This is a genomic window from Rhodococcus sp. YL-1, assembly GCF_001942025.1.
Lineage (GTDB): Bacteria > Actinomycetota > Actinomycetes > Mycobacteriales > Mycobacteriaceae > Rhodococcus_F > Rhodococcus_F qingshengii.
Genome location: NZ_CP017300.1, coordinates 279511 through 300051, shown reverse-complemented (window position 1 = coordinate 300051; position 20541 = coordinate 279511). Strand labels below are relative to the sequence as shown.

28 protein-coding genes and 1 pseudogene are annotated in these 20541 nt (G+C 62.9%); 19 read left to right on the top strand and 10 right to left on the bottom strand.

Features of this window, described 5'->3' with window-relative positions; genetic code table 11:
* Positions 1–38 precede the first annotated feature (38 nt).
* Complete coding sequence (locus BH682_RS31145) at positions 39–461, top strand: hypothetical protein (protein ID WP_157127672.1); 423 nt, start codon at positions 39–41, stop codon at positions 459–461.
* A gap of 253 nt (positions 462–714) precedes the next feature.
* Here the strand turns inward: BH682_RS31145 and BH682_RS31140 are convergent, their stop codons facing one another.
* The 3 genes from BH682_RS31140 to BH682_RS36510 form a co-directional block, all read right to left on the bottom strand.
* Positions 715–1173, bottom strand: a complete 459-nt coding sequence (locus tag BH682_RS31140) for a hypothetical protein (RefSeq protein WP_075835852.1) — start codon at positions 1171–1173, stop codon at positions 715–717.
* Positions 1174–1385: 212 nt separating this feature from the next.
* Entirely contained in the window at positions 1386–1814 is a 429-nt protein-coding gene (locus tag BH682_RS31135; RefSeq protein WP_157127671.1) for a hypothetical protein, read from the bottom strand.
* A 494-nt stretch (positions 1815–2308) separates the two neighbouring features.
* Positions 2309–2446: a hypothetical protein gene (locus tag BH682_RS36510; protein WP_198174639.1), complete on the bottom strand. Its 138-nt coding sequence runs from the start codon at positions 2444–2446 to the stop codon at positions 2309–2311.
* Positions 2447–2603: 157 nt separating this feature from the next.
* Between BH682_RS36510 and BH682_RS31130 the strand changes: the two genes are divergently transcribed.
* Positions 2604–3317 carry an SOS response-associated peptidase gene (locus BH682_RS31130; protein WP_075835847.1) on the top strand — a complete coding sequence of 238 codons (714 nt, stop codon included), beginning with the start codon at positions 2604–2606 and terminating at the stop codon, positions 3315–3317.
* A gap of 291 nt (positions 3318–3608) precedes the next feature.
* On the opposite strand, the gene BH682_RS31125 is transcribed toward BH682_RS31130, so the two are convergent.
* From BH682_RS31125 to BH682_RS31105, 5 genes are all read right to left on the bottom strand, one after another.
* Positions 3609–4067, bottom strand: coding sequence for a nuclear transport factor 2 family protein (locus BH682_RS31125; protein ID WP_075835844.1), 459 nt, complete (start codon positions 4065–4067; stop codon positions 3609–3611).
* A gap of 275 nt (positions 4068–4342) precedes the next feature.
* Entirely contained in the window at positions 4343–5215 is an 873-nt protein-coding gene (locus tag BH682_RS31120) for an IclR family transcriptional regulator (RefSeq protein WP_158171175.1), read from the bottom strand.
* Positions 5216–5246: 31 nt separating this feature from the next.
* Positions 5247–6410 carry an acyl-CoA dehydrogenase family protein gene (locus BH682_RS31115; RefSeq protein ID WP_075835841.1) on the bottom strand — a complete coding sequence of 388 codons (1164 nt, stop codon included), beginning with the start codon at positions 6408–6410 and terminating at the stop codon, positions 5247–5249.
* Positions 6411–6655: 245 nt separating this feature from the next.
* A complete protein-coding gene (locus BH682_RS31110; protein ID WP_075835838.1) occupies positions 6656–7027 on the bottom strand; it encodes a nuclear transport factor 2 family protein in 372 nt (123 codons plus the stop codon).
* 38 nt (positions 7028–7065) lie between these two features.
* A complete protein-coding gene (locus BH682_RS31105; RefSeq protein WP_075835835.1) occupies positions 7066–7836 on the bottom strand; it encodes an SDR family NAD(P)-dependent oxidoreductase in 771 nt (256 codons plus the stop codon).
* Between the two features lie 441 nt (positions 7837–8277).
* Here BH682_RS31105 and BH682_RS36855 point away from each other — a divergent pair.
* From BH682_RS36855 to nrdH, 9 genes and pseudogenes are all read left to right on the top strand, one after another.
* Positions 8278–8388, top strand: a pseudogene (locus tag BH682_RS36855) (SOS response-associated peptidase); the annotation flags it as partial.
* 131 nt (positions 8389–8519) lie between these two features.
* Positions 8520–9290 carry a hypothetical protein gene (locus BH682_RS31100; protein ID WP_442800539.1) on the top strand — a complete coding sequence of 257 codons (771 nt, stop codon included), beginning with the start codon at positions 8520–8522 and terminating at the stop codon, positions 9288–9290.
* Between the two features lie 140 nt (positions 9291–9430).
* Entirely contained in the window at positions 9431–9619 is a 189-nt protein-coding gene (locus BH682_RS36850) for a hypothetical protein (protein ID WP_232354259.1), read from the top strand.
* Between the two features lie 769 nt (positions 9620–10388).
* Entirely contained in the window at positions 10389–10529 is a 141-nt protein-coding gene (locus BH682_RS36500; RefSeq protein ID WP_198174638.1) for a hypothetical protein, read from the top strand.
* Positions 10530–10567: 38 nt separating this feature from the next.
* Positions 10568–10783: a hypothetical protein gene (locus BH682_RS31090; RefSeq protein WP_075835830.1), complete on the top strand. Its 216-nt coding sequence runs from the start codon at positions 10568–10570 to the stop codon at positions 10781–10783.
* Positions 10784–10814: 31 nt separating this feature from the next.
* Entirely contained in the window at positions 10815–11021 is a 207-nt protein-coding gene (locus BH682_RS31085; RefSeq protein WP_075835828.1) for a hypothetical protein, read from the top strand.
* Positions 11022–11054: 33 nt separating this feature from the next.
* Complete coding sequence (locus BH682_RS31080; RefSeq protein WP_021334482.1) at positions 11055–11309, top strand: hypothetical protein; 255 nt, start codon at positions 11055–11057, stop codon at positions 11307–11309.
* Positions 11310–11395: 86 nt separating this feature from the next.
* On the top strand, positions 11396–12958 hold the full coding sequence (locus tag BH682_RS31075) for a ParB/RepB/Spo0J family partition protein (protein WP_075835825.1): 1563 nt from the start codon (positions 11396–11398) through the stop codon (positions 12956–12958).
* A 567-nt stretch (positions 12959–13525) separates the two neighbouring features.
* Positions 13526–13756, top strand: coding sequence for a glutaredoxin-like protein NrdH (gene nrdH, locus BH682_RS31070; RefSeq protein ID WP_042925377.1), 231 nt, complete (start codon positions 13526–13528; stop codon positions 13754–13756).
* A gap of 40 nt (positions 13757–13796) precedes the next feature.
* Here the strand turns inward: nrdH and BH682_RS31065 are convergent, their stop codons facing one another.
* Entirely contained in the window at positions 13797–14999 is a 1203-nt protein-coding gene (locus BH682_RS31065; RefSeq protein WP_064074586.1) for an IS110 family transposase, read from the bottom strand.
* A 203-nt stretch (positions 15000–15202) separates the two neighbouring features.
* Here BH682_RS31065 and BH682_RS31060 point away from each other — a divergent pair, with 203 nt between their 5' ends.
* From BH682_RS31060 to BH682_RS31030, 7 genes are all read left to right on the top strand, one after another.
* A complete protein-coding gene (locus tag BH682_RS31060) occupies positions 15203–15523 on the top strand; it encodes a hypothetical protein (RefSeq protein ID WP_042925375.1) in 321 nt (106 codons plus the stop codon).
* 6 nt (positions 15524–15529) lie between these two features.
* Positions 15530–16105: a DnaB-like helicase N-terminal domain-containing protein gene (locus tag BH682_RS31055; protein ID WP_075835822.1), complete on the top strand. Its 576-nt coding sequence runs from the start codon at positions 15530–15532 to the stop codon at positions 16103–16105.
* A complete protein-coding gene (locus tag BH682_RS31050; protein WP_075835820.1) occupies positions 16102–16329 on the top strand; it encodes a hypothetical protein in 228 nt (75 codons plus the stop codon). Before BH682_RS31055 ends, BH682_RS31050 begins: the two co-directional genes overlap by 4 nt.
* A complete protein-coding gene (locus tag BH682_RS36495; protein WP_198174637.1) occupies positions 16326–16493 on the top strand; it encodes a hypothetical protein in 168 nt (55 codons plus the stop codon). The genes BH682_RS31050 and BH682_RS36495 overlap by 4 nt, the downstream gene beginning before the upstream one ends.
* A gap of 118 nt (positions 16494–16611) precedes the next feature.
* Positions 16612–16827, top strand: a complete 216-nt coding sequence (locus tag BH682_RS31045; protein ID WP_075835818.1) for an antitoxin VbhA family protein — start codon at positions 16612–16614, stop codon at positions 16825–16827.
* Positions 16824–17666: a Fic/DOC family protein gene (locus tag BH682_RS31040; RefSeq protein WP_075835814.1), complete on the top strand. Its 843-nt coding sequence runs from the start codon at positions 16824–16826 to the stop codon at positions 17664–17666. The genes BH682_RS31045 and BH682_RS31040 overlap by 4 nt, the downstream gene beginning before the upstream one ends.
* Before the next feature lie 1521 nt (positions 17667–19187).
* Positions 19188–19847: an ArdC family protein gene (locus BH682_RS31030; protein ID WP_233272493.1), complete on the top strand. Its 660-nt coding sequence runs from the start codon at positions 19188–19190 to the stop codon at positions 19845–19847.
* On the opposite strand, the gene BH682_RS37225 is transcribed toward BH682_RS31030, so the two are convergent.
* On the bottom strand, positions 19822–20025 hold the full coding sequence (locus tag BH682_RS37225; protein ID WP_233272494.1) for a hypothetical protein: 204 nt from the start codon (positions 20023–20025) through the stop codon (positions 19822–19824). The genes BH682_RS31030 and BH682_RS37225 overlap by 26 nt on opposite strands.
* A 168-nt stretch (positions 20026–20193) precedes the next feature.
* Here BH682_RS37225 and BH682_RS31025 point away from each other — a divergent pair, with 168 nt between their 5' ends.
* The gene (locus BH682_RS31025) at positions 20194–20532 is read left to right on the top strand and encodes a hypothetical protein (protein ID WP_075835809.1); all 339 of its coding nucleotides are present in this window, start codon (positions 20194–20196) and stop codon (positions 20530–20532) included.
* The last annotated feature ends 9 nt before the right edge of the window (positions 20533–20541 follow it).

Here is a 20541-nt window from a genome sequence, read left to right as displayed (position 1 = left end):
CAGATTCATCACTTGGTGCGCAAAGAAGGAGGGTCACAATGCTCGGAATTGCTGCTGCGCGGGAGGGTTCCCCACGCTTCGTGACAGTGTCGACAGCTTGCGGACTGGCGTGTCTGCTTGCCGGTTGTGGGCCGGAGCCACAAGTAATCGAGCCGGGATACGAGTCGCTGTCGAGGTGCGACGTGCAGTCCGAGATTCCGGTGGAAGCATTGGATCAAGCCATGCTGCACGATTGCGACGCCGAGGGTGTGAGGATTAGATTGCCCGACGATTGGGGTGTCGTCGAAGTCGGCCCGGTAGGTACAACCACCTCCAATAGTGGTTCGGACAAGGACGGCGAAGTCACAAATATCAATTGGGGCATCGAAGGGGTCGGGGTGACCTTTCGTGACGGCGACGATCGACGAATCTGGGGTAGCACGGAAGCCGCCCGCCGAAAGCAGAGTGCCGGTACTCGGTAGCCGCGGCGCCCGCATTCGCCAAACCATCGACGCTCCATTGCCGCGCAGTGCGATCGAGACGGCAACGAGCAATGGAGAGGGTGGCTGGGCAAGAGGTCGCCGCATCGACGGTCGGTTCACGCAACGGATTGATCTGGATGTTGAGCTGAGAGAGTTGAATTTCTCGATCGGGGCGGGTTTCTGTCACCACCGGCACGCAGGGGTGATTGCTCTTGTGCCTGGCTTCGGGCCGTTGCTCGGCGGCGGCTTCGCGTCAGGTCCGCTTGCGGTTCGCAATCTCGTCGGAGAGCTGCTGCACGTGGGCGGGGTCCGCGTCCCGGGCAAGGGCGACGTAGTGGTCCATGACGGCCGGCCGGTAGCGCACGGGCAACGTCTGTCCTGGGGCGAGTCGCGTGAGCTCGGTGATCGTGAGGCTTTCGTCTGCGATACCGCGGAACGAGATGCCGTCGGAGGTCTCCACGTCGAACATCAGGACCACGCGTGGATTGCTGTTGACCTCCCGCCAGTCGACGAGGACGCCCAGCGCAAGTGCCCCCGAACGCAACTCCGCCATGCGTTTCATCGCGCCACTGCTCATGAACGGATTCGGGGCGATACCCGGAAAGTCAGGCCCGACGCCGAGCGATTCCCGACTCAGGTCAGGCCTGAGCTTCTCCATCACGCCGTCGAGCGACATCTTCGAACCGTTACGCTTCCTCTTCCAACCGAACATCCAGACCCCTTCCTCACACCGCCGCCGAAATCTCTGCCTAGCGCTACACGCTTACCGCGATAGTAAGTCGCGGCCGCGACCTCCGTCGCAACGACTGAACCCGACGGACGTCGCGGTGTGCGGGCGCGCTCAGCCGGTGCACCTGCCTGTCCGACACGTGTTCGGTGCACTCACGTCCTCTGCGCTCGCACCGCGATCTCGAGCACCGAGAGTCACTCGTCGATCTTCGGCCCTGTAGGCGCACATGGAGCGAATCCATACGCGCATACGTAACTCACTGCGAGTACCGCGACCAAGACAAAGACGGTTCCAGGGAACCCCGCGCCTTGCGGTGACAACTCGCCTGAAGCGGCGATCGCCCAGATGAATGCGCCCGCGACAATCAAAAGGACGGCCACAGTCGAACACAATGCAAATCGGTGCTTCCACGAGCGGTGGCTACGCGCTGGCCACACACGTGCAGTGGCTAGCGCGTACCGTCCGCCAGCGACCGCACCCAACCCGACGAGCAGCCCTACTACCGCGCCGATGATTGCGGGCAGCAAAAATCCGGTGCGACCGACAACTGGAACCATGATGGCAGCGCCCGTAGTTGCTCCGAGCATCGCGGCCGTAGACAACTCTCTACCCACCCAGTCCATGGAACCAACTAGAACACACAACGCCTGTTGCGGACACGCCCGAGATGACTACACCTGTCGGCGGGCTTGCGGACGCCTGATCGCTCCCAAGTGAATACCGCACGTTTCGAATACTGCACATCCGCCAGTCGACCTCCCCGGCCGACACTGATCCAGAGTGACAATGCATTCGAGGAGGCTTTCAGATGATCGCAGGCGGCTGGATTTGGTGGCTTCCATTGCCGTGGGAATGGCGGATAGCGCTCTCCGGGGTGATTCCATGCGAGCTCGGAGGCACACAGTGTTACTGACGCCCTGGTAGATATGACGAAGCCGCCGGCACCGAAAGGTGTCCAGCGGCTTCACAGAGTCGGTGCCCGTCTTGCGCCTCTCGGCAAGTGGCCGCTCGAAGCGGCATTTCTGGGGTGGTACCCGGGGCAAAGAACCGAACACCGACAGCCTCTACAACGAACACTGCCGCAGAGTTATTCCGATCCGCTGACCAGAGCTGGCGGTCATTTTCGGGGGATGATCGTCCGCAACACGAAGCGGAAGACCACTGCGGTACCGGCTCCGACTGCGACGCCGGCCACCACGTCAGCGAGGAGAACTCCGACCGTGACGCCGAGGACCGTTGCGGCCACGATCGCCAAAGCGACGTCGGTAGGCGCCGGCCGAGGGCTGGTGATCGCACTTCCCCTTCCGTGACAGTCGACGACGTACTCGCAGAGATCATCACACGGCGTTTGGCGCGGAAGTCGTACCCACGCTGTTCAATGGGACGGGAAACGATTACGAGGAGGTCAGGCCATGTGTGGGCGCTATGCAAGCAAGAGCTCAGATAAGGAATTACAGTCGTTTTTCGACACCATGCAGACCGTCGGCGACGAACTCCCACCGTCCTACAACGTCGCACCCACCCAACCTGTCCGGGTGATCCTCGAACGAACCCCACACGAGGAACCCGACGCCGAGCCACAGCGCCAGCTCCGGACCGTCCAATGGGGACTGTTGCCTGCCTGGGCCAAAGATCGAAAGATGGCATCCAAGCTCATCAACGCCCGCAGCGAAACCGTCACGGAGAAGCCCTCATTCAGAAGTAGTGCCACCAAACGGCGGGCCATCATCCCGGCTACAGGATACTACGAATGGATGAAAAGTGAAGCAGGATCGAAGATTCCGTACTTCCTCCACGGCGAGGACGACATCCTTGCAATGGCCGGACTCTACGAGTTGTGGCCCGATCCCGAACTGCCCGAAGACGATCCGAACAAATGGGTATGGACCTGCACAGTCTTGACTCGGCCAGCCACCGATGCCACGGGACACATACACGACAGATCCCCGCTGATTCTGCCCGAATCATTCTGGGAACACTGGCTCAACCCGACACTCACCGACAAAGGTGAAGTCCAGGCGATGATCAATTCCGTTCCGGAGCCGCACCTCGAACCGTACGAAGTCTCGACAGCTGTGAACTCTCCGAGGAACAACGATCCGAGCTTGCTCGAACCGGTCCACTGACGGACGTCCTGGGCCTTCGCGCTCGACGAGAGGTCAGGATTCCCGCATCGCCGGGCGGGCGAGGATCTGCTCCATCTGCGGCCACCCGAGAGCGAGGTTCGATCCGTTCAGCCGTAACACCGCGCCGGACGGGCCTCACGGACGCGTGAAGTGGCTGGGAGAGGGGTGTGTGACCGGTGTAGGTCGAATCCGGGCAGGTGTGGTTCTCTGACGCTGACAGATCACCCACGGCTACCGTGCCACCCGCTTGTTCTGACATGCGCATACGAAACGGAGAAGAAGCATGCGGCCCTATTCTGACGATGCTTCCCAGTTTGCGGGTCCGGGTCCGAGAACCGCTAGCGAGCCGAGGCTGCCGTGGTTGTGTTTGGTGCGGTGCGTCATCCGCCAGCCGTTGGGGGTCTTTGCCCATTGGTCGTGGTAGTCGCCGAGGGTGCGGAAGAACTGGCCGTCGAGATCGTCTGTGCCCAGGTGCATGTCCGATACGTATGCGCGGCTGCGTGCGGTGTCGCCCTCGATGTCGATCAGGATGTTCGCGACCAGGTGCTGGGTGGGTCCGCAGTCGTCGAGGAAGGTGCGGATCAGCGCGATCATCTCGGCGCGGCTCGCCAGTGGTCCCGTTCCGAGGTCTGCGGTGGCGTCTTTCGTCGTGATCGCCTCGATCTCGGTCCAGTTCCGCTCGTCCATGGCCCGGGCGAATCGGACGATGCCGCGGTAGATTTCTCGTTCGTCGTCGCTGGATGTGAACATGTCGGTCTCCTCGTTCCGCTGCGTGGCGGCGGGTGATAGTGGCGCTGCGATCCTGCCGAGTGGCGCGATCGTCTGTGATGGGGCTTATCGTGCCGATTCGGACGGTGCAGGGTCCTTGTGTGTCGCGCCGAGTGGGACTTGCCAGTCGGATGGATTCCACCGGCGGCGTCCATCCGACGGATGGTGGCAGCCGGTGATCGCTTCGTCGCAGCGTGCGGCGGTCAATCCGCGCTCTCATCCGGTGAGAGTCAGACGGGGTCCGGGTCCGTATGTCGTCACAGCCAGTCGTCGGGGTCGACTGTGTGGAGCAGGCGGATCATCGTCAGATCGACCTCGGATATGCCGACGGCCGGTTCGTGGGTGTGTTCCGGCTGCGCGCGGCGGCGAAATCTCAATCCGATGCGGTGCGCGGTGTCCCGAAGGTACGGGCTCATCCTGGTGAGGGCATCGAGCGGGGCGCGGGCACTGAGAGATATTGCGGCGGGTGTGCCGTCGGCGCACTGAAGTGGCACACCAATGCAGTTCACCGCTACAGCGGACTCCTCCCGGTCGAAGGAGACTCCGTGTCGGGAACGGATTCGAGCGAGTTCGGCGTGCATCGCGTTCAAACTCGTGATCGTCCTGGCGGTCCGCGATCCGAGTCGGGTCGGCAGAATCATGTCGACGTCCTCGGGTGTCAGTGTGGCAAGGATCGACTTGCCGAGGGCTGTGGCGTGCGCGGGAAGCTGGTCTCCGACACACGTGGGGATGGTCGCGGCGGCGCTCCCGCCCAGCTTGTCGAGCAGCGCGACGTGATCGCCGTGCAGGACACCGAGGTGGACCACGACGCTGGACTCGTGATGGAGGGCGTGTAGTAACGGTGCGGCGGCGGCTCGCAAATCGGTGTGGTCGCCGTGGGCACCGATGCCTGCCATTCTCGGGCCGAGGATATATCCATCAGGGATTCGCCGGAGCCAGCCCAACTGAATCAGCTGGTCGACGAAGCGGTGGGCGGTCGATCTCGGCAGCCCGGCTCGTTCAGCGATCACGCCGATCTGTAGCTGCTCTGCCGGGTCGTCGAACGCGGCGATGACGGCGGTCATACGGCTCAACACCGGGGACAGTCGGCCGCTCGGTTCCTCGTCACACAGTTCTGACCTGAAGGTCATTGCGGTCTCGTTTCGTCTTACGCGAGGCAAGTCAGATGACCGGCGTCGTCTCTGAGTGGTCCACATCGAACCCCAGCACGCACCGGGCGAACAAGGCGACGGCATCTGGCTCCCGGTTCGCTCGATTTGTGGCACCGGTGTGAACATCACGCCAGGCACGCTGGACGGGGTGGCCGACGGCCATTCCCCGGCGCCCAGCAATCTTCACCAAGCGGTCAACGGCGGTGCTCATCAGTTCGACGGAGAGCACCTGATTGCGGCGCACGCGGACGAATAATTCGGTAGGCACTTGCTTTGCCTTACTGGCGACGGCATGTAGATCGGTGAGATCGCGTTCCATCTGGAGCACGGCGGTGTCTATTTCGAACGAGGCGCGGCCGAGCTCGTCGTGGATGCCTTGTAGCGCCGTTATCGGGTCGGCTGTCCGGGTGAGGGTGTTCGCGACGTTCCACTGGTCCAGCATCGCTGCATACGCGCCTTGTCCGGCGCCGATCAGCGGCGCCATCACTGCCGTGCAGTACAGCGCGGTGACCGAATGGCGGTAGAGGGCGGGCAGCGACCGCAGGTGCCTCGTGTTGTCCACATCCGCTCGTCGGCTCGGTGAGCAGACGCGATGCGCGGGAACGAGGACGTTCTCGATGATCACGTCGTGGGTTGCGACCGCGGCCAGTCCTACCGTCCCGGCTGCGTCGACGAACGTGGCATCTGCCCTCGGGACCAGCACGAGGGCATGGCGAAACATTATGCCCTCGTTGTTCGGGATCAATACGCCGACGATCAGCCAGTGGCAGTGATGTCCACCTGTGATCGCGCGCCAGCGCCCCGACAGGCGATAGTCCGGCCCGTCGGGACGCAGTTGCCCGGTAGGGATATAGGCGCCGGCTATCAGCGCGCTCGGATCCTCGCCCCAGATCTCGGTCATCGCCGACTCTCCGAATTGGGGCAGCATCCAGGAGTTCAGGCACATCGCTCCCGCGATCCATCCCGTCGACGCACATGCGGATGAGATCTCCCGGATCGTCGAAAAGGTGTCGATCGGGCTTGCTTCCGCGCCGCCATGCGCGCGCGGCTGCATCATCCGGAAGATTCCGGCCGCCGCGAGCGAGGCCATCACGTTGTCCGCGGGCCTGCGCGTACGCTCGGTCTCTGCCGCTGCGGCGGCGATGTCCGGCAGGAGGTTCGCGACGGACACCATGTCGCCTCCGTTTCTCTCGCGCTATCCAGGGCTCACCGTAGGCGGTGCGCCCGCAGGAACGAGCACGGGAGACCACTGATCGGGAGGTCCGTGGCCGATCAGCTTCTCAGTACGTCAGATATGCGATCGACTACGGCACCCGCGAAGCGGGCCGAACAGCGAAGAAACCTTCGGACCGTCGTCGCGTGCTAGTCGACGGACGTGCCTGCGGCACTCTCACTGCGCGCGATACTGCGCGTACCCCTCTAGGTGACGACGATGTCGCCGGGCGCCCAGACCGCCCGCATGCTCGTGATTCGCAGGTCATCGTCGAACGTCATCACGTCGATGGGTTCGACGGAGATGGTTTGCCCGTTGACCACCGTCACGACGCGGAAGTGGAACACGGCGGTATCGCCGGCGATACGCAGCGTGAGCAGCTCGATTGTCCGGGCCGTGGAGTGGACCGAGTCGTAGAAGGCGGCGATGGCGTCGGTTCCTACATGCGGTGTCGTGCCCACCGGGTCCTCGACGGTTGCGTCCGAGGCGTACAGCTCGGCGATGCTCGCGCCGCCCTCGGAGGCGGCTGCGCTCAGATAGCGGGTGACCGCCTGTCGGATCTCGTCACTGGTTGTCATGGTGCTCCTTAGCGAATGAGAGGCGTTCGGTATCGAGTTCAGGGGGCGCCGGGCAGGCCCTGGTGGTAGATGCCGGCTGCCCAGCCGCCGTCGACAGCGATCTCCGCGCCAGTGACGTAGGAGGCCTCGTCGCTCGCCACGAACGCGGTCACCCTGGCGACCTCCTCCGGTAGGCCAATTCGTCTGAGCGGAATGTTCTTGTAGTGGCTCTGCAGGTCCTCGCCGGTCTCGCCCGCCGGGTTCCCCAAGCGGGTGTCGACACCACCGGGATGGACCGAGCAGACGCGGATCGTCGGCCCGAGCTCCAACGCCTGGGCCTTGGTCAATCCCCGGATCGCCCATTTGCTAGCGACGTAGGCGCTGAGCCCGTTGACTCCGCGGAGTCCGTCGACTGACGAGATGTTCACGATGACCCCGCTCCCTGCAGCGTTCATGACTGGGGTCACGGTCTTCACACCGAGCATGGGGCCGAGCACGTTGACCGCAAGCAACGACGTGATCCGGTTCGGCTCGACCTCGCCGACGCCGGCGAAGTACTGGATACCCGCGTTGTTGACGAGAATGTCGACCTTCCCGTACCTGTCAACAACATCTGAAACCACTGCGCGCCAGTTGTCTTCACTACTGACGTCGAGAGAGGCATACGACGCGACGTCACCGATGGAAGTGACGACGGACCTGCCCTCGGACTCGGCGACGTCCGCGACAACGACGTGCGCCCCCTCTGCGGCCATGACCCGTGCGGTCGCAGCGCCCATGCCCTGTGAACCGCCGGTGATGATCGCTACCTTGCCCTGCAACCTACCCATGATTGTTCCTCCAAGATCGGTGTATGCGGAGACCCATCGTGCAGCGAAAAGACCCGGTCCCCGGGACGTGTCGCGCAGCGTGAGACACCTCGGCGGAGACCGAACGCAATGGCGGGTCTGGCATTGACCACGGCGTGGTCGTTCGCCCTGGACGTGGGCGCCGGGTAGTCCCACACCGCGGGACCGGAAGCAGGGTCCCCGCGCGGATAACGAAGCTGTCCATTCGCTGAACCCCGCTACGAGTTGGGGAGCGCCGGCTTTCACGTCCCGGTGGAGGGGTCGGGGACACCTATCTCGATCGAGGCGAACTCCGCGCGTTCAGTACTTTCTTGTCTTGGGTTGATAGACAGGGTGTTTCGCTGGCCGCCATCAACCAGGCACATATTGACAGTCCCAACAATCACCAAAGGCTCCACCGGGCACTTACTTGCCTTACATGCCTTAACAACCGTTCCGGAGCCGCACCTCGAACCGTACGAAGTCTCGACCGTTGTGAACTCTCCGAGAAACAATGATCCGAGCTTGCTCGAGCCAGTGGCCCGACCGGCGTAAAGCCCCGTCACTCCCGAACCTGTTTTTATCGAACTTGTGTTCGAGTACCCTGGGTGTGCGGGACGTACGCGCGGATCTCCAGGAAAGCGGGGGCGACGATGAACCAACAGCCCCACTCATCAGCAACAACAGTGCTGACCAAGGCGGAAAAGCTCGAACAGCTACGCCGCAAGATGGCCTCGATCCCCGCCCGCTCCGACGGCACCGAACCCGCTACGCCGTCGGTGATGCTCAAACCCGTAGGTGAGCGCGAGCCGATCCCGATCGTGGCCACCGCGCAATCAACCCTCCGGATGCTTCCCGCCCCTACTGCGATCGGTGACCTACTCCCACGCGGGGGACTGGCTCGCGGAACCGTCGTCAGCGTCGACGGCGCAGCATCGGTCCTGATCGGCCTTCTCGCCACCATCACCGCCGCCGGCGGCCACGTCGCCGTGATCGGAATGCCCGGACTCGGACTCCTCGCCTTCCACGAGCAAGGCGGAGATTTAGCGAAGCTCGCCCTCGTCCCTCAGCCGACGGACGCCGGAATCGACTGCGCCGCAATTCTGCTGGAGGGATTCGACGCCGTTGTCCTGGGGCTCTCTGGTGGCGCTGTAACGCCCTCACGAGGACGAGCGGTCGCTGCACGTGCGAGAAGTAAGGGATCGCTGCTCATCGTGACAGAAGGGCAATGGGACGGCCCGGATCTGCGAATCTCGTCCCGAGTCGCCGGATACACAGGACTGACAGCGGGGAGAGGGCGAGTGACCGGCATTCGGCTCGACGTCGCGGCCGCCGGCAAAGGATTCCAACAACGCACCGGACGTATGGAGATCCGCGACGAGAGCGGACAACTCCGCTGGGTGACCGTCGACGACAACAGCCTCGCCGCGACACCGCCGTTGAGGGCAGCACAGTGATCAATACCGACCATTGGACCGAACGCTGGCCCGACCACCCCGTGATCAGGACATTCGACCCACCGAGGGCAGTGAGAGTCGACATAGGCCGCGCGCTCCCACTCGGGCGCGGAGGAGCCTCACGCGCCGATCATGTGAGCATGCGCGTGAAAACCTCCGCGCTCTACATGTCCGGATACCTCGACGGAATCTTGAGATACTGGGCGAAAATGCACGACGGTCAATGGCTGGCCGGAGTAACCGTGCGCGTCACCGATGCCGGCGGAACCAACCTCGTCGAGATCGACATGCTCGTGACCGCCGACGCCGTCACCGAAGCACCGGGGTGAATATCTCCTGGGTGCACATGTGTTTCGGCTGGGAATGGCGGGTCTGACACGAGGACCTGGAGCTCACCGACAAAAGCGAGACTGTGAGCGCACTGTCGGTGAGCCGTGCGCACCGAACCGTTGCAGTCTGACGATGCGCAGTTCAGGTGACCCACCCCCGGGGAAATGACACCCGGTAGGCGGGTCCGCGCGGCGGACCGTGTGTCCGAGTTCCACCGCCGCGACGAGGGTGTTGCCCTCTCTTGCACTGTTTAAACCCCCGACCGGGAAGCCGATGGATCGGGGGTTTTCGAACGTCGTCCGCTCGCGATGCGGAGACCCACATGCCGTACCGAACCGCCAGAGGTGGCCCGACGGAATCCACTCTAGAACCGCGCCACGCCTGCGTACAGGGATCAAAGGATTGCTCGTTACGCAGCCCGGCCGGTCGGATCAGCTACTGCATCCGCCTGCCCGGCGGCCCGGCCACCTGCGGTGTCCCCCGAAGAGAACTCCGCTTCGCTCCGTCTGCAAAAGCGTTCTATTTGTTTTCCCTTCTGGCCTTCCGATTTTGACCGGCGGTGACCTGCGCGCAACCGCTGACTCCGCTTCGCTACGGCCTTCGGCTCGAAAGACTTTTTCAACCCGCACTCGCACGCTCGCAGAAAAACTCTTCCGCTCACCAGTTGCACTCCGGCCCCCTCATGCCGGTCCAACTCTCCTATGCCAGAAGGGCAAAAAAATTGGCGGGGCACGGGATTGGTCCCCAGCCACGAACGAAAGGTCACCGATGAGCGACGGCTACGACTACACCGAGGGCGGCGACTACAGCGCGGCAACCAGCCACTACGCCGGACTGACTTGCGGGTGCGGTGACTACTCCTGCCCTCGCATGCACGACGACGCCGCGCAGTGCGTCAACGCCGAGTAACGACAACCACCCCAACTCTGAGCAAAGGAAACCAACCGATGAGCACCGAGACCCCCGCCCTCGCACCCGCACCCGCACTGGCCGCAGTTACCTCGGCAACCGCAGCCCTCGATACAGCGATGTTCGACCCCAACCGCGAAGGGTTCACCGACATCACCGCCCTGGTCGACGCCTTCGCCGCTGCCCGCGCCGCCGCCCGCGACGCCGGACACACCGAGGAGGACATCGACGCCGCCGCCACCCCCACCAACTAACCGACCACCAGTAACCAGCAAAGGAGCCGACATGAGCACCGCAATCATCAACCTCGAGGAAACCGCCCCCCGCCCGTTGAGCGAGGAAGAGCGCAACGAGCAGGTTCGCAGTCTGGTGACCTGGGCCGCAGCGGAACTCGCGCACGCGAACAGGCTCCCGCACGGCCGCGTCCGAAGCGGCCACCTCACCAACGCCGAGAACGCCCTCGCAGTCGCCTCCGAACTGCTCGCCGCATGACCGGCAACGCCAACCCAACCGAAAGGGAAAACCATGTACGGCTACGACTTACACAACATCTGCGAGAAAGCGGATGCGTGGGCGAAGTTGTTCGAGACAGCCGAGTATCTCGCCAGCGTCGTCGAGCACAACTGCTGCTCCGAAATCGACGTGTTCGTGGAGCTGCTCATCGCGCTCGACTACCACGGCCACGCCTCCGACCTGATGGACGCACACATCGAGGCCGATAGCTGCCGAGAGCGCCACCCCACGGCCGATCAAGTGATCTTGGAACCGGCGACCGCTTGAGATTGAAAACCCTACGGAAACAACACAACACCGGGCAGTTGGTACCTGCCCGGTGTCGTGTTCCGAAGTCTACGAGAGGTAACACGATGACCGCAACACACACCGTCCCCGCAGCACTCGAGGTCGCGCAGCTGCACCCCGACGCCCTCGACATCGGCGAGAACGTCCGCGACAGCGTCGATCTGTCGCAGACCCCCGACTTTGTCGAATCCATCCGCGAAAACGGAGTACTCGAAGCGATCAGCGCCGTCCGGACCGCAGACGGCGCGATCGTCGTCCGCGACGGCCAGCGCCGCACCCTTGCCGCCCGAGAAACCGGCCTGGCCAGCATCCCTGTCGTGATCTACCCCGACACCGCAGGCAGCGACAAGGCCCGAGCCGTCGACCGGATCGGCAAGCAGATCACCGCCAACCGGCACCGCGAAGGGCTGACCGCAGCTCAGCACACCCGAGGAGTGGCGCAGATGCTCGAATTCGGCGCATCCATCACGAAGGTGTCCAAGACCCTCGCGATGGACAAAAAGGATGTGAAAGCCCAGGCGGCGGTAGGGAAAGCCGAGGCAGCCCGCGCCGCCCTCGACGCCGGACAGCTCGACCTCGCACACGCGGCAGTGGTGGCCGAGTTCGAGGAAGCCGGAGACACCGAAGCCGTCGAAAAGCTCCTGACCACCGAGCGTTACGACTTCGACCACGTAGCGGAGCGACTACGCGGGTTGCGCGAAGAACGGGAGGCGTACGCCCTCGCCGCAGCCCCGTTCGAGGAGAAGGGATTTACGATTCTTCCGCACGATCACATCAGTTTCGGGGAGGAGGTGCCGTCCCCGTTCGACCTGGTCACCACAGACGGCGACGAGGTCACCCAAGACATGATCGACGCAGCCCCGCAGTTCTGGGCAGTGTTCCTGGGATTGAACGACGCGTTTTTCGACAAAGCCACCGGCGAGCGCGTCGATTACGACGACGTCGATTGGGACACCGAAGACGACGATTCCGCTGTACCCGACGAAGGGCTACGGCACGCCAACACCGTCGACTACCGGCCCGAATACCTACCGGAATACTGGTGCATCGACCAGGAAGGCGCAGGACTCGAGCCACGCCCGATCATCGACGCGGTTCCCGCCGCCGGAGGTGGCAGCGGAAACGGCCCCGCCGAGGCAGCTAGGGCAGTGCGCGAGCAGGAAGCGAAGGACAAGCAGGAACGGCGACGAGTCCGCGAGTTGAACAAGCAGGCCGAGGCCGCGACCACCGTCCGCCGCGAGTTCCTGCGTACAACCTTGCTCGCCCGCAAGACCCCACCGAAAACGGCAGCGGCCTACGTCGCGACCACCCTCGCCCGCGATCCCGGACTGATCTCGGAATACAAGGCAGCGGAATCACTCGGTGAGCTGCTCGGATTCAAGGGCTACTACCCCGGCCGAGAGTTGGCCGAGCAAGTGGCGAAGGTGTCCGAGGCTCGCGCTCAGGTGCTGCTCCTCGCGCTGGTGATCGCCGCGCAAGAGTCCCGCATGGTCAAAGACGCATGGCGATCCAAGCCCAAGAACGCCGACCAGTACCTCAGTTTCCTGATGGAACAGGGCTACACCCTCGCCGCCGTCGAGGAAATCATCACCGGACAGCTCACATTCGACGAGGTCGCGATCGACTGACCCGATGAAGCGGCGATCCCCAGCCCGAAAGGGCTGGGGACCGTCCGCCCTTCCGCCCCGCACCTTCCGCCCCCGGCCGGCGGTCAGAGCCACCGGCGGACCGGAAGGGCGGAATACGGACACCACCACAGACACACAAGAAAGCACCCGGCCGCCGGCCACGAACCACGACAAAAGCGCAAGGAAAAGGAACCGACCCGCCCCGGTGTGAACATTCTTCTATCCCGACACTCGCGCATCAAGGCCGCTCCAGAAATAATATCCACACGCGCACTCGCACACTCGAACAACGGCGCTACGATATTTTTTCCTACACTCACCTTGATTCACTCCCGCCGAGACCAGAATATCGGCACATACCGGGGGAGGGGCAAAAATGCTGGTAGGGCGCATGGAAGCAGCTGTGTACATCATGGTTTGGATTAGTGAAAGAATGCGTAAAATGATTGAAGATGCCATTAGCTAACGCGGAAACTAATCGAAGAAATACCCGAGAAAGTATTGGCTTATATCGCATTGTTCGATAGAATGAAATCAATAAAGAATCACCGACAAGGGGGAATGACAATGGCGATCACCGTATATACCAAACCCGCATGTGTGCAATGCAATGCCACGTACCGCGCACTCGACAAAGCGGGAATCGAATACGACGTCATCGACATCACCGAAAACGCACAGGCCCGCGATTACGTCATGAGTCTCGGATACCTGCAAGCCCCCGTCGTCGTCGCAGGAGAAAACCACTGGAGTGGATTCCGTCCCGACGAAATCTCCAAGCTCACCCCGGCCGCCTGACCACACACTTTCACCAGCGAAACGAGTTTCAATGAGGAAATCAAGCAGTTCGGACGGCGGGTGCATCAACGACGAACAGTCGGTCGTCGCGCAACAATGCCCAGATCACGCTCACTCGTCGACGGGCCAAGGCGATCACCGCTTGAACGTGTCTCATTCCTTCACTTCGTTTCTTGAGGTAGAACTCGCGGTTCGGTCCATCTTTGATGATGGAGGTTTGAGCGGAGAGGTAGAAGACGCGCCGCAGTCGCCGGCTGTAGCGTTTGGGTCGGTGCATGTTGCCGGTTCGGCGGCCGGAATCGCGGGGGACCGGAACCAACCCCGCTGCCGAGGCGAGGTGACCGGCATCGGAGTACGCCGACATATCACCGGCAGCGACAACGAATTCCGCGCCGAGGATCGGACCGATACCGGGCATGGATTCGATGACCGCAGCCTGTGGATGGCGGCGGAAGGTCTCACCGATCTGCGCGTCGAGACGAGCAAGCTGGACGTCCACTGCGAGGACTCTGTCGGCGATATCGGCCACCAACTGCGCCGCAACAGCCTCACCAGGCAGGACCACATTCTGCGCGGACGCCGCTTCCCACGCAATCTCGGCGACACCGTCCGCCCCGCGTACCCCACGTTTACCGAGCCACAAGCTCAAACGAACGCGTCCGCGTCGCCGAATGCCGCGCGGCGTCTGGAAACCGGTCAACAACACCAACGCGCCCTTGTGACGCCCGAAGTCGAAAGCCCGCTCGAGCGCAGGAAAGACACCGGTGAGAGTGTCACGCAGACGGTTGATCAGCCGGACTCGGTCAGCGACGAGATCGGTCCGATGCGAGGTCAAAAGCGCGAGTTCCGCGGCCAGCTGGGCCGGTGGAATCAACACAGACAGATCGCGTCGGTGTCGAGCAGTTTCCGCGATCACATAGGCATCGCGGGCATCGGTTTTCGCCTCCCCTCGATACGCGCCGGACATCCTGTTGACGGTGCGACCAGGGACGTAAACCGCACTCTGTCCGTGCGCGGCGAGAAGAGCAAGCAACAACGTCGAGGAGGTACCGGAAATATCTACCGCCCAATGGAGTTCGTCGGCCAAGGCCAGAATTTCGCTCAGCGCGTGCAATATCGCGGTCTCGTCGTTGATGATCTTGTGCGACCACACGATCAACCCTGCTTCGTCGACCACTGCCGCCCAATGATGGCCCTTGCCGGCGTCGATTCCAACCCATGCGTGGGTGTGAGTTTCTCTCATCGCTCCTCCATGTCGCCTACTCATATCAGGCCCGAGGAACACCCCACCGTCATCTCCGTAAACAGCACTCGAAGCACATTTTTCAATCAGCAGCCAGGGCGTCCCGAAGCGCTGGGCGGCCACTCGTTTCGAGCCACATAAGGCAGGACACCATCAGCCACACCCAGCACTTCCGGACCATCCAACAACTTACGGAGGACACCATGACCGCAGCAGCATTCACCTTCACCCCCGATGCAGACTTCGTCGACCGCGCACTCGACGCCGAGCTCCGCCGCGACAGCGAATCCGTCGACCGCAAACTCCGCACCATGCTCGCCGCCCTCGACGACTCCCTCGCCGGAATCAGTGATGCACGCGAAGAGCTACACACCCTCTACACCGCCCCCGGCACGGACACCGCCGAAGTTGTTGCCGGCCATGACCAGGACATCGCAACTCACCTCGAGGACGCAGCCCGCAACCTCCGCGCAGCCGCCGAGATCCTGCGCAGCCACCGGCAACTCACCTCACCGCGACCCTGACCTCCCATGCCCACCGGCGACAGCAAGGACCCCGACGTGACACTCTCACTGGCCACCGTCCCCGACTTCGACGACCTCACCGACAACGAAGGCGAGATCGACGAATACAGCACCGCCCTCGACGTCGAGGCTCAACTCCTCTGCTCGCTGCTCTGGGCGCCGGCCGAGAGTGCGAAGCGTGCCGTCGCAGCTCTGACCAGCGCCGACTTCTACCGACCCGTGAACGCAGCACTGTTCACCGCCATCGAGGAGCTAGTCACTGCCGGCAAACCTCACAACAGTGCCCACGTCTTCACCACCTTGCAGCAGGAAGGACGCACCAGCGGGCACCTCGGGAAACAGCTCACCAAAGCACTCACCGACATCACCACCATCGGCGTCCCGTCCGCTGAACTCGAGCACAACATCGCCGCAGTCCTCACCCAGGCCTACCGCCGCGGATTCCGCGAAGCAGCACGATCCCTCGCCCAAGCCGCCGAAGAACTCCCCGAAGACCAACTGTTCGAGCACCTGCTCAGCATCGGCCGCGAACGCCGCGCAGCCTCCCAACGCCTCGCCGCCATCCGCGAAGGCCGAGCATGAACACTCCAGACAAGCCAGATCAGCGAATCAGCAGGCCGGGGGTGGTGAAACACAGCATCTTCGGTGTCCTCGCCCTCGCCGTCGCAGCCCTGGACTTCACCATCGGAACCAGCCGAACCCTCATCGCCGGAGTCGGATTACTCGCCCTTTCGACCTACAGCTTCCTGAAAGCGGCCAAACTCCGAAGGTCGCCCTCGACGAGCAGACAGGAACCCAGAACATGAACGACGACGAGCACGACGCCTGGCAGCTGCACCACCACGGTGCCGACTGGGACGAAATCGGCACCGAAATGGGATGCAGCCCCACCGCCGCGCAAACCCTCGCAGCCGCCTACGAGAAACGCACCGACAACGCAGCCGCACAAACCCAAAACACTCTGTTCTGAACACCGCCCCACAACCGTTGTTGACCGCAGGAAACAGGCAATGATCAGGTAGAATAGAGAACGGTGCGCAGCTCCCCCGCGCACCACCACACTCGCCCGAGTCGACGAAGGAGCACCGGTGACCACTGCACGCAACGCACAGTCGCACATGACCGAAGCCCAGATCGACCGAGCCATCGCCGCCGCCACCGCCGGCCACCGCATGGCCGGCATGGAACCCACCGACTACGACATCGAAATCGGACGCCGGCAACTACGCGGAGAAATCACCGGCGACGAAGCAGTCGCACTCGTCCTCGCCGAAAACCGCCGCCGCCGAGCTGCCCGCAGTTGAAAGACCCGTACGTCGACCCCGAAACCGGGGTCCTGATCAACAAACTCGGGCACACCGACCCCCAAGCACTCCTCGAGGATGAACGAGCAGCCGCCTATCAGCGCATCCTGCAACTCGAAACACAGCCCATCGCAGGCAATTTCGACTTCGAACACCTGAAAAAGATCCACCAATTCATCCTGCAAGACGTCTACGACTGGGCCGGCACCCTCCGCACCCGCGACACCGGCGCCGTCGGCATGAACCTCCCACACTGCCGACCCGAACACATCGAAAACCAAGCCGCATTCATCTTCCGCGGAATCGCCAAAGACAACTTCCCCCAAGGACTCCCGAAAGACCGCGCCGTCGACCGACTCGCCTACCACTGGGGCGAAACCACCGTCCTGCACCCATTCCGAGACGGCAACTCCCGCACACAACGAGTCTTCTTCGACGAACTCCTCAAATCCTCCGGCTGGACCATCGACTGGCAAAAAGTCCACGCCTCCGCAGTACAAGCAGCCCGCTACGTCGCCATGGAAGCAACCCACACACCACTCCGCGACGTCCTCGCCCCCGGCGTACACCGCAACAACACCGAACCACCCACCCTCGCCAAAACTCAAGGCAACGTCATCCACCTCGAGGTAGCCGAGCACCACAAAGCGATGATCGAGCACCTACGCAGCGGAAACCGCGAACCCTACAACCCCAACGAACTCAGCGACATCGCCAACCGCGCCCGCATGAGCTTCCCCGCATCACCCACGCACCGTGCCCGCAGCGCGGCCCCCGAAGACACCACACCGAAACGGCCGGCCACACCGAAACGCGAACACGACCTCGGCAGAGACTGACCCTCGCGATTGCGCGGAGTCAGCGCAGGTCAGCCGCATCGACGACATACGAAACTGTCGGCACGTTCGGCGTCCGCCGGGTACTCCCACACGTCTCACACTTCCCCGAACGCTGTGAACCGCCGACCACAGTTGGCATCGACACCCACACCCCACCGCACCCAACGCCCGGCGAGATCACTTCTAAACACGGCTGCGTCACCGGCGTTGACTGATTCATCAACCCACCGTAGGACAGATTCCGACTCGTGTCAGACACACTCGCACGTAACCTGAAAACCAGAGAGAAGCGCGCCGCCGCCGCTTAACCCGGCGGCGACGTGCCCTTCACCCTGCGATCAAACCGCGACTAAATCACTACAGGCGTTGCTGCCGAGCCGGCCAGTACTTCCTAATCAACCACCGAACAAGCATCAACAACCCGAAAACAGCCCACGCCGCGAAGAACGAAAATCCCGCACCCACCAGCACAGGGACGACGAACACGACCAAATCTGGACCTGCGGATACCAGCGCTTCCACTGCCGGCCGGAGACACCACCAGAGACCCTGTATCAGCAGGTCAATCATCAAAATTGTCTTCTCGCCGCCAGTAACCACCTTGGACCGCTCGACCTTGGACCACCAACGTGTCCAACCCCATCGACCGGCCGCACCCTCACTAATATCTTCTCTATAACCGTCGCTCATATCTTTCCCGCTTCCTATTGATCCAGTTGAATTGTCTATCGACAGAAAAAGCACACATGTGTGGCGTTCCTTCCAATCAATCTGGTTATGAACCGATCACGAGGCCCGTGAACGGAAACCAACCATAACAGCGCCAAGCCAATTCCGGTAGCCCCCTGTGTGGGCGCCGAACCAGCAGGTCACAGCTCCGGTAGGTGTCATTACAGTACTACATGCCGAGCATCCCCGCGACGTTAGGGAAAATGAGAACGCGCATTAAACGCCATTAAAGTTATTGCCCGGAGATAATGTGTATCGATAAGCGGAAAGAATGCAATCGGATTATGTTAAAGCCGGTGAATCATCATCGAATGAACTTCGATACTGTGGCGAGAAATCTCAATCCAAGATTGATCAGAGCTACCGCGACACCAAGCGTGGCCGGCCTCCGTCGCTCCCGCACAATCACCCCGCCAGCCGCCCGAGTAGGAGGTGCGAACGCCTGGCCTGTTACCGGCGGTGTGTTGGCTGCCCGGCGGCCGGCCACCTTCGGTGTCCTCCGAATTGAGCTCCGCTGCGCTCCGCACCAGCGAAAAGCGTTGATTTGTTTGTCCTTCTGGCCTTCCGATTCTCGTCGGCGGTGACCTGCGCGCAACCCCTGGCGGCGATGCCGGCCCGAGGGCTCCGAGAAATTTTCTCAACCCGCACTCGCACGCTCGCAGAGAAATTTTCCCGGCCCAGGGGTGGCACTCCGGCCCCCTCATGCCGACGTGATTCTCCTTTGCCAGCAGGGCAAAAAAATGGCGGCCACCGAGCAGGGGGACGCCACCGGATCAGCGGAGGTTGAAAGTTATGGGTGCGAAGACCACGGCAGACAAGAGCGCAGCGCGACGCGAGCAGGCCGCCGCACTGCACGAGAGCATCACCGCGAAGGTCGCCCAGCTCACCGACACCGATGCATGGGCCGCCTACCTGACCGCCGCAGCAGCGTTCCACGCGTACAGCTTCAACAACGTCATGTTGATTTTCTCGCAGGCCCCGGATGCCAGCCAGGTCGCCGGATTCCGCAAGTGGCAAGAACTCGGACGACAGGTCCGCAAGGGCGAAAAGTCGATCAAGATTTTCGGCTACTCGACCAAGAAGATCACCGAAACCGACACCGAGACCGGCGAGGAAACCACCCGCCGCGCAGCACGGTTCCCGATCCTGTCCGTGTTCGACATCGCCCAAACCGACCCGATCGAAGGACACCCCGCCCAAGCAGCAGAAACCATCACCACCCGACTACAAGGGGACGACCCCGCAACCATCTACACCCGCATCGCGCAGGTGATGACCGAACAGGGATGGACCGTCACCCGCGAGCACATCGCCGGAGAAACGAGCGGCCGCACCAGCCTCGACGGATCACGCCGCATCATCGTCGACGACACGATCAGCGACGCCCAAGCCGCGCAAACGATGATTCACGAAGCCGCCCACGCGCTCATGCAACGCCAGCGGAGACATTGACCCCGCAGAGCTGCACCGAGGCCGCGCCGAAGTCGAAGCCGAATCCGTCGCCTACGTCCTGGCCGGACTGCTCGGACTCGACACCACCGACTACAGCATCGGCTACATCGCCGGATGGGGAAACGGAGACCTCGAGGTCATCACCGACACTGCCCGCGCAGTCCTGGCGACCGTCCACGCCCTCGCCGAGGCACTCGAACCCGACGCCGACGACGCCGCAGCCGCCTAGACGGCAGCACCCCACAAACGCAGCCGCCTAGACGGCAGCACCCCACAAACACAGTGCGACACCGGGCGGTAAGAGGCCGCCCGGTGTCGCCCCGCAAGTCTACGAAAGGGCAACGACATGAGCACCATCACCGACGAGCTGCGCGCCGACACGATGTACAGCAACACCATCGACACCGCGTACCCCGCGATCACAACCTCAGGAATGGCGGCCGCCGAGATCCTCGAGACGCTGACCGCAAAGATCACCGCCGCCACGAGCACAGTAGGGATGCAAGCCGAAATCGGGTGGCTCACCCTCGCGCGCGAAGTAGCCGCCCGCGAAGCCGTCGCCCTGCTCGCCGTCGCGACCCGCCGCGCCTACGACGCCGGACAGATCGCCCCCTCACGGGTGAATCGGGTTTACGGCCGCGTCGAGCGCGCCGCCGCACCGCACGGAATCCGATTCCGATGGTGAGCGCCCCGA

Bases quoted from the DNA above. Each gene is read 5' to 3' on its own strand.
- BH682_RS31145 (WP_157127672.1), top strand. From the start codon at position 39: ATGCTCGGAATTGCTGCTGCGCGGGAGGGTTCCCCACGCTTCGTGACA.
- BH682_RS31140 (WP_075835852.1), bottom strand. From the start codon at position 1,173: ATGTTCGGTTGGAAGAGGAAGCGTAACGGTTCGAAGATGTCGCTCGAC.
- BH682_RS31135 (WP_157127671.1), bottom strand. From the start codon at position 1,814: ATGGACTGGGTGGGTAGAGAGTTGTCTACGGCCGCGATGCTCGGAGCA.
- BH682_RS31130 (WP_075835847.1), top strand. From the start codon at position 2,604: ATGTGTGGGCGCTATGCAAGCAAGAGCTCAGATAAGGAATTACAGTCG.
- BH682_RS31125 (WP_075835844.1), bottom strand. From the start codon at position 4,067: ATGTTCACATCCAGCGACGACGAACGAGAAATCTACCGCGGCATCGTC.
- BH682_RS31120 (WP_158171175.1), bottom strand. From the start codon at position 5,215: ATGACCTTCAGGTCAGAACTGTGTGACGAGGAACCGAGCGGCCGACTG.
- BH682_RS31115 (WP_075835841.1), bottom strand. From the start codon at position 6,410: ATGGTGTCCGTCGCGAACCTCCTGCCGGACATCGCCGCCGCAGCGGCA.
- BH682_RS31110 (WP_075835838.1), bottom strand. From the start codon at position 7,027: ATGACAACCAGTGACGAGATCCGACAGGCGGTCACCCGCTATCTGAGC.
- BH682_RS31105 (WP_075835835.1), bottom strand. From the start codon at position 7,836: ATGGGTAGGTTGCAGGGCAAGGTAGCGATCATCACCGGCGGTTCACAG.
- BH682_RS36850 (WP_232354259.1), top strand. From the start codon at position 9,431: ATGCGCGTGAAAACCTCCGCGCTCTACATGTCCGGATACCTCGACGGA.
- BH682_RS36500 (WP_198174638.1), top strand. From the start codon at position 10,389: ATGAGCGACGGCTACGACTACACCGAGGGCGGCGACTACAGCGCGGCA.
- BH682_RS31090 (WP_075835830.1), top strand. From the start codon at position 10,568: ATGAGCACCGAGACCCCCGCCCTCGCACCCGCACCCGCACTGGCCGCA.
- BH682_RS31085 (WP_075835828.1), top strand. From the start codon at position 10,815: ATGAGCACCGCAATCATCAACCTCGAGGAAACCGCCCCCCGCCCGTTG.
- BH682_RS31080 (WP_021334482.1), top strand. From the start codon at position 11,055: ATGTACGGCTACGACTTACACAACATCTGCGAGAAAGCGGATGCGTGG.
- BH682_RS31075 (WP_075835825.1), top strand. From the start codon at position 11,396: ATGACCGCAACACACACCGTCCCCGCAGCACTCGAGGTCGCGCAGCTG.
- nrdH (WP_042925377.1), top strand. From the start codon at position 13,526: ATGGCGATCACCGTATATACCAAACCCGCATGTGTGCAATGCAATGCC.
- BH682_RS31065 (WP_064074586.1), bottom strand. From the start codon at position 14,999: ATGAGAGAAACTCACACCCACGCATGGGTTGGAATCGACGCCGGCAAG.
- BH682_RS31060 (WP_042925375.1), top strand. From the start codon at position 15,203: ATGACCGCAGCAGCATTCACCTTCACCCCCGATGCAGACTTCGTCGAC.
- BH682_RS31055 (WP_075835822.1), top strand. From the start codon at position 15,530: ATGCCCACCGGCGACAGCAAGGACCCCGACGTGACACTCTCACTGGCC.
- BH682_RS31050 (WP_075835820.1), top strand. From the start codon at position 16,102: ATGAACACTCCAGACAAGCCAGATCAGCGAATCAGCAGGCCGGGGGTG.
- BH682_RS36495 (WP_198174637.1), top strand. From the start codon at position 16,326: ATGAACGACGACGAGCACGACGCCTGGCAGCTGCACCACCACGGTGCC.
- BH682_RS31030 (WP_233272493.1), top strand. From the start codon at position 19,188: ATGGGTGCGAAGACCACGGCAGACAAGAGCGCAGCGCGACGCGAGCAG.
- BH682_RS31025 (WP_075835809.1), top strand. From the start codon at position 20,194: ATGAGCACCATCACCGACGAGCTGCGCGCCGACACGATGTACAGCAAC.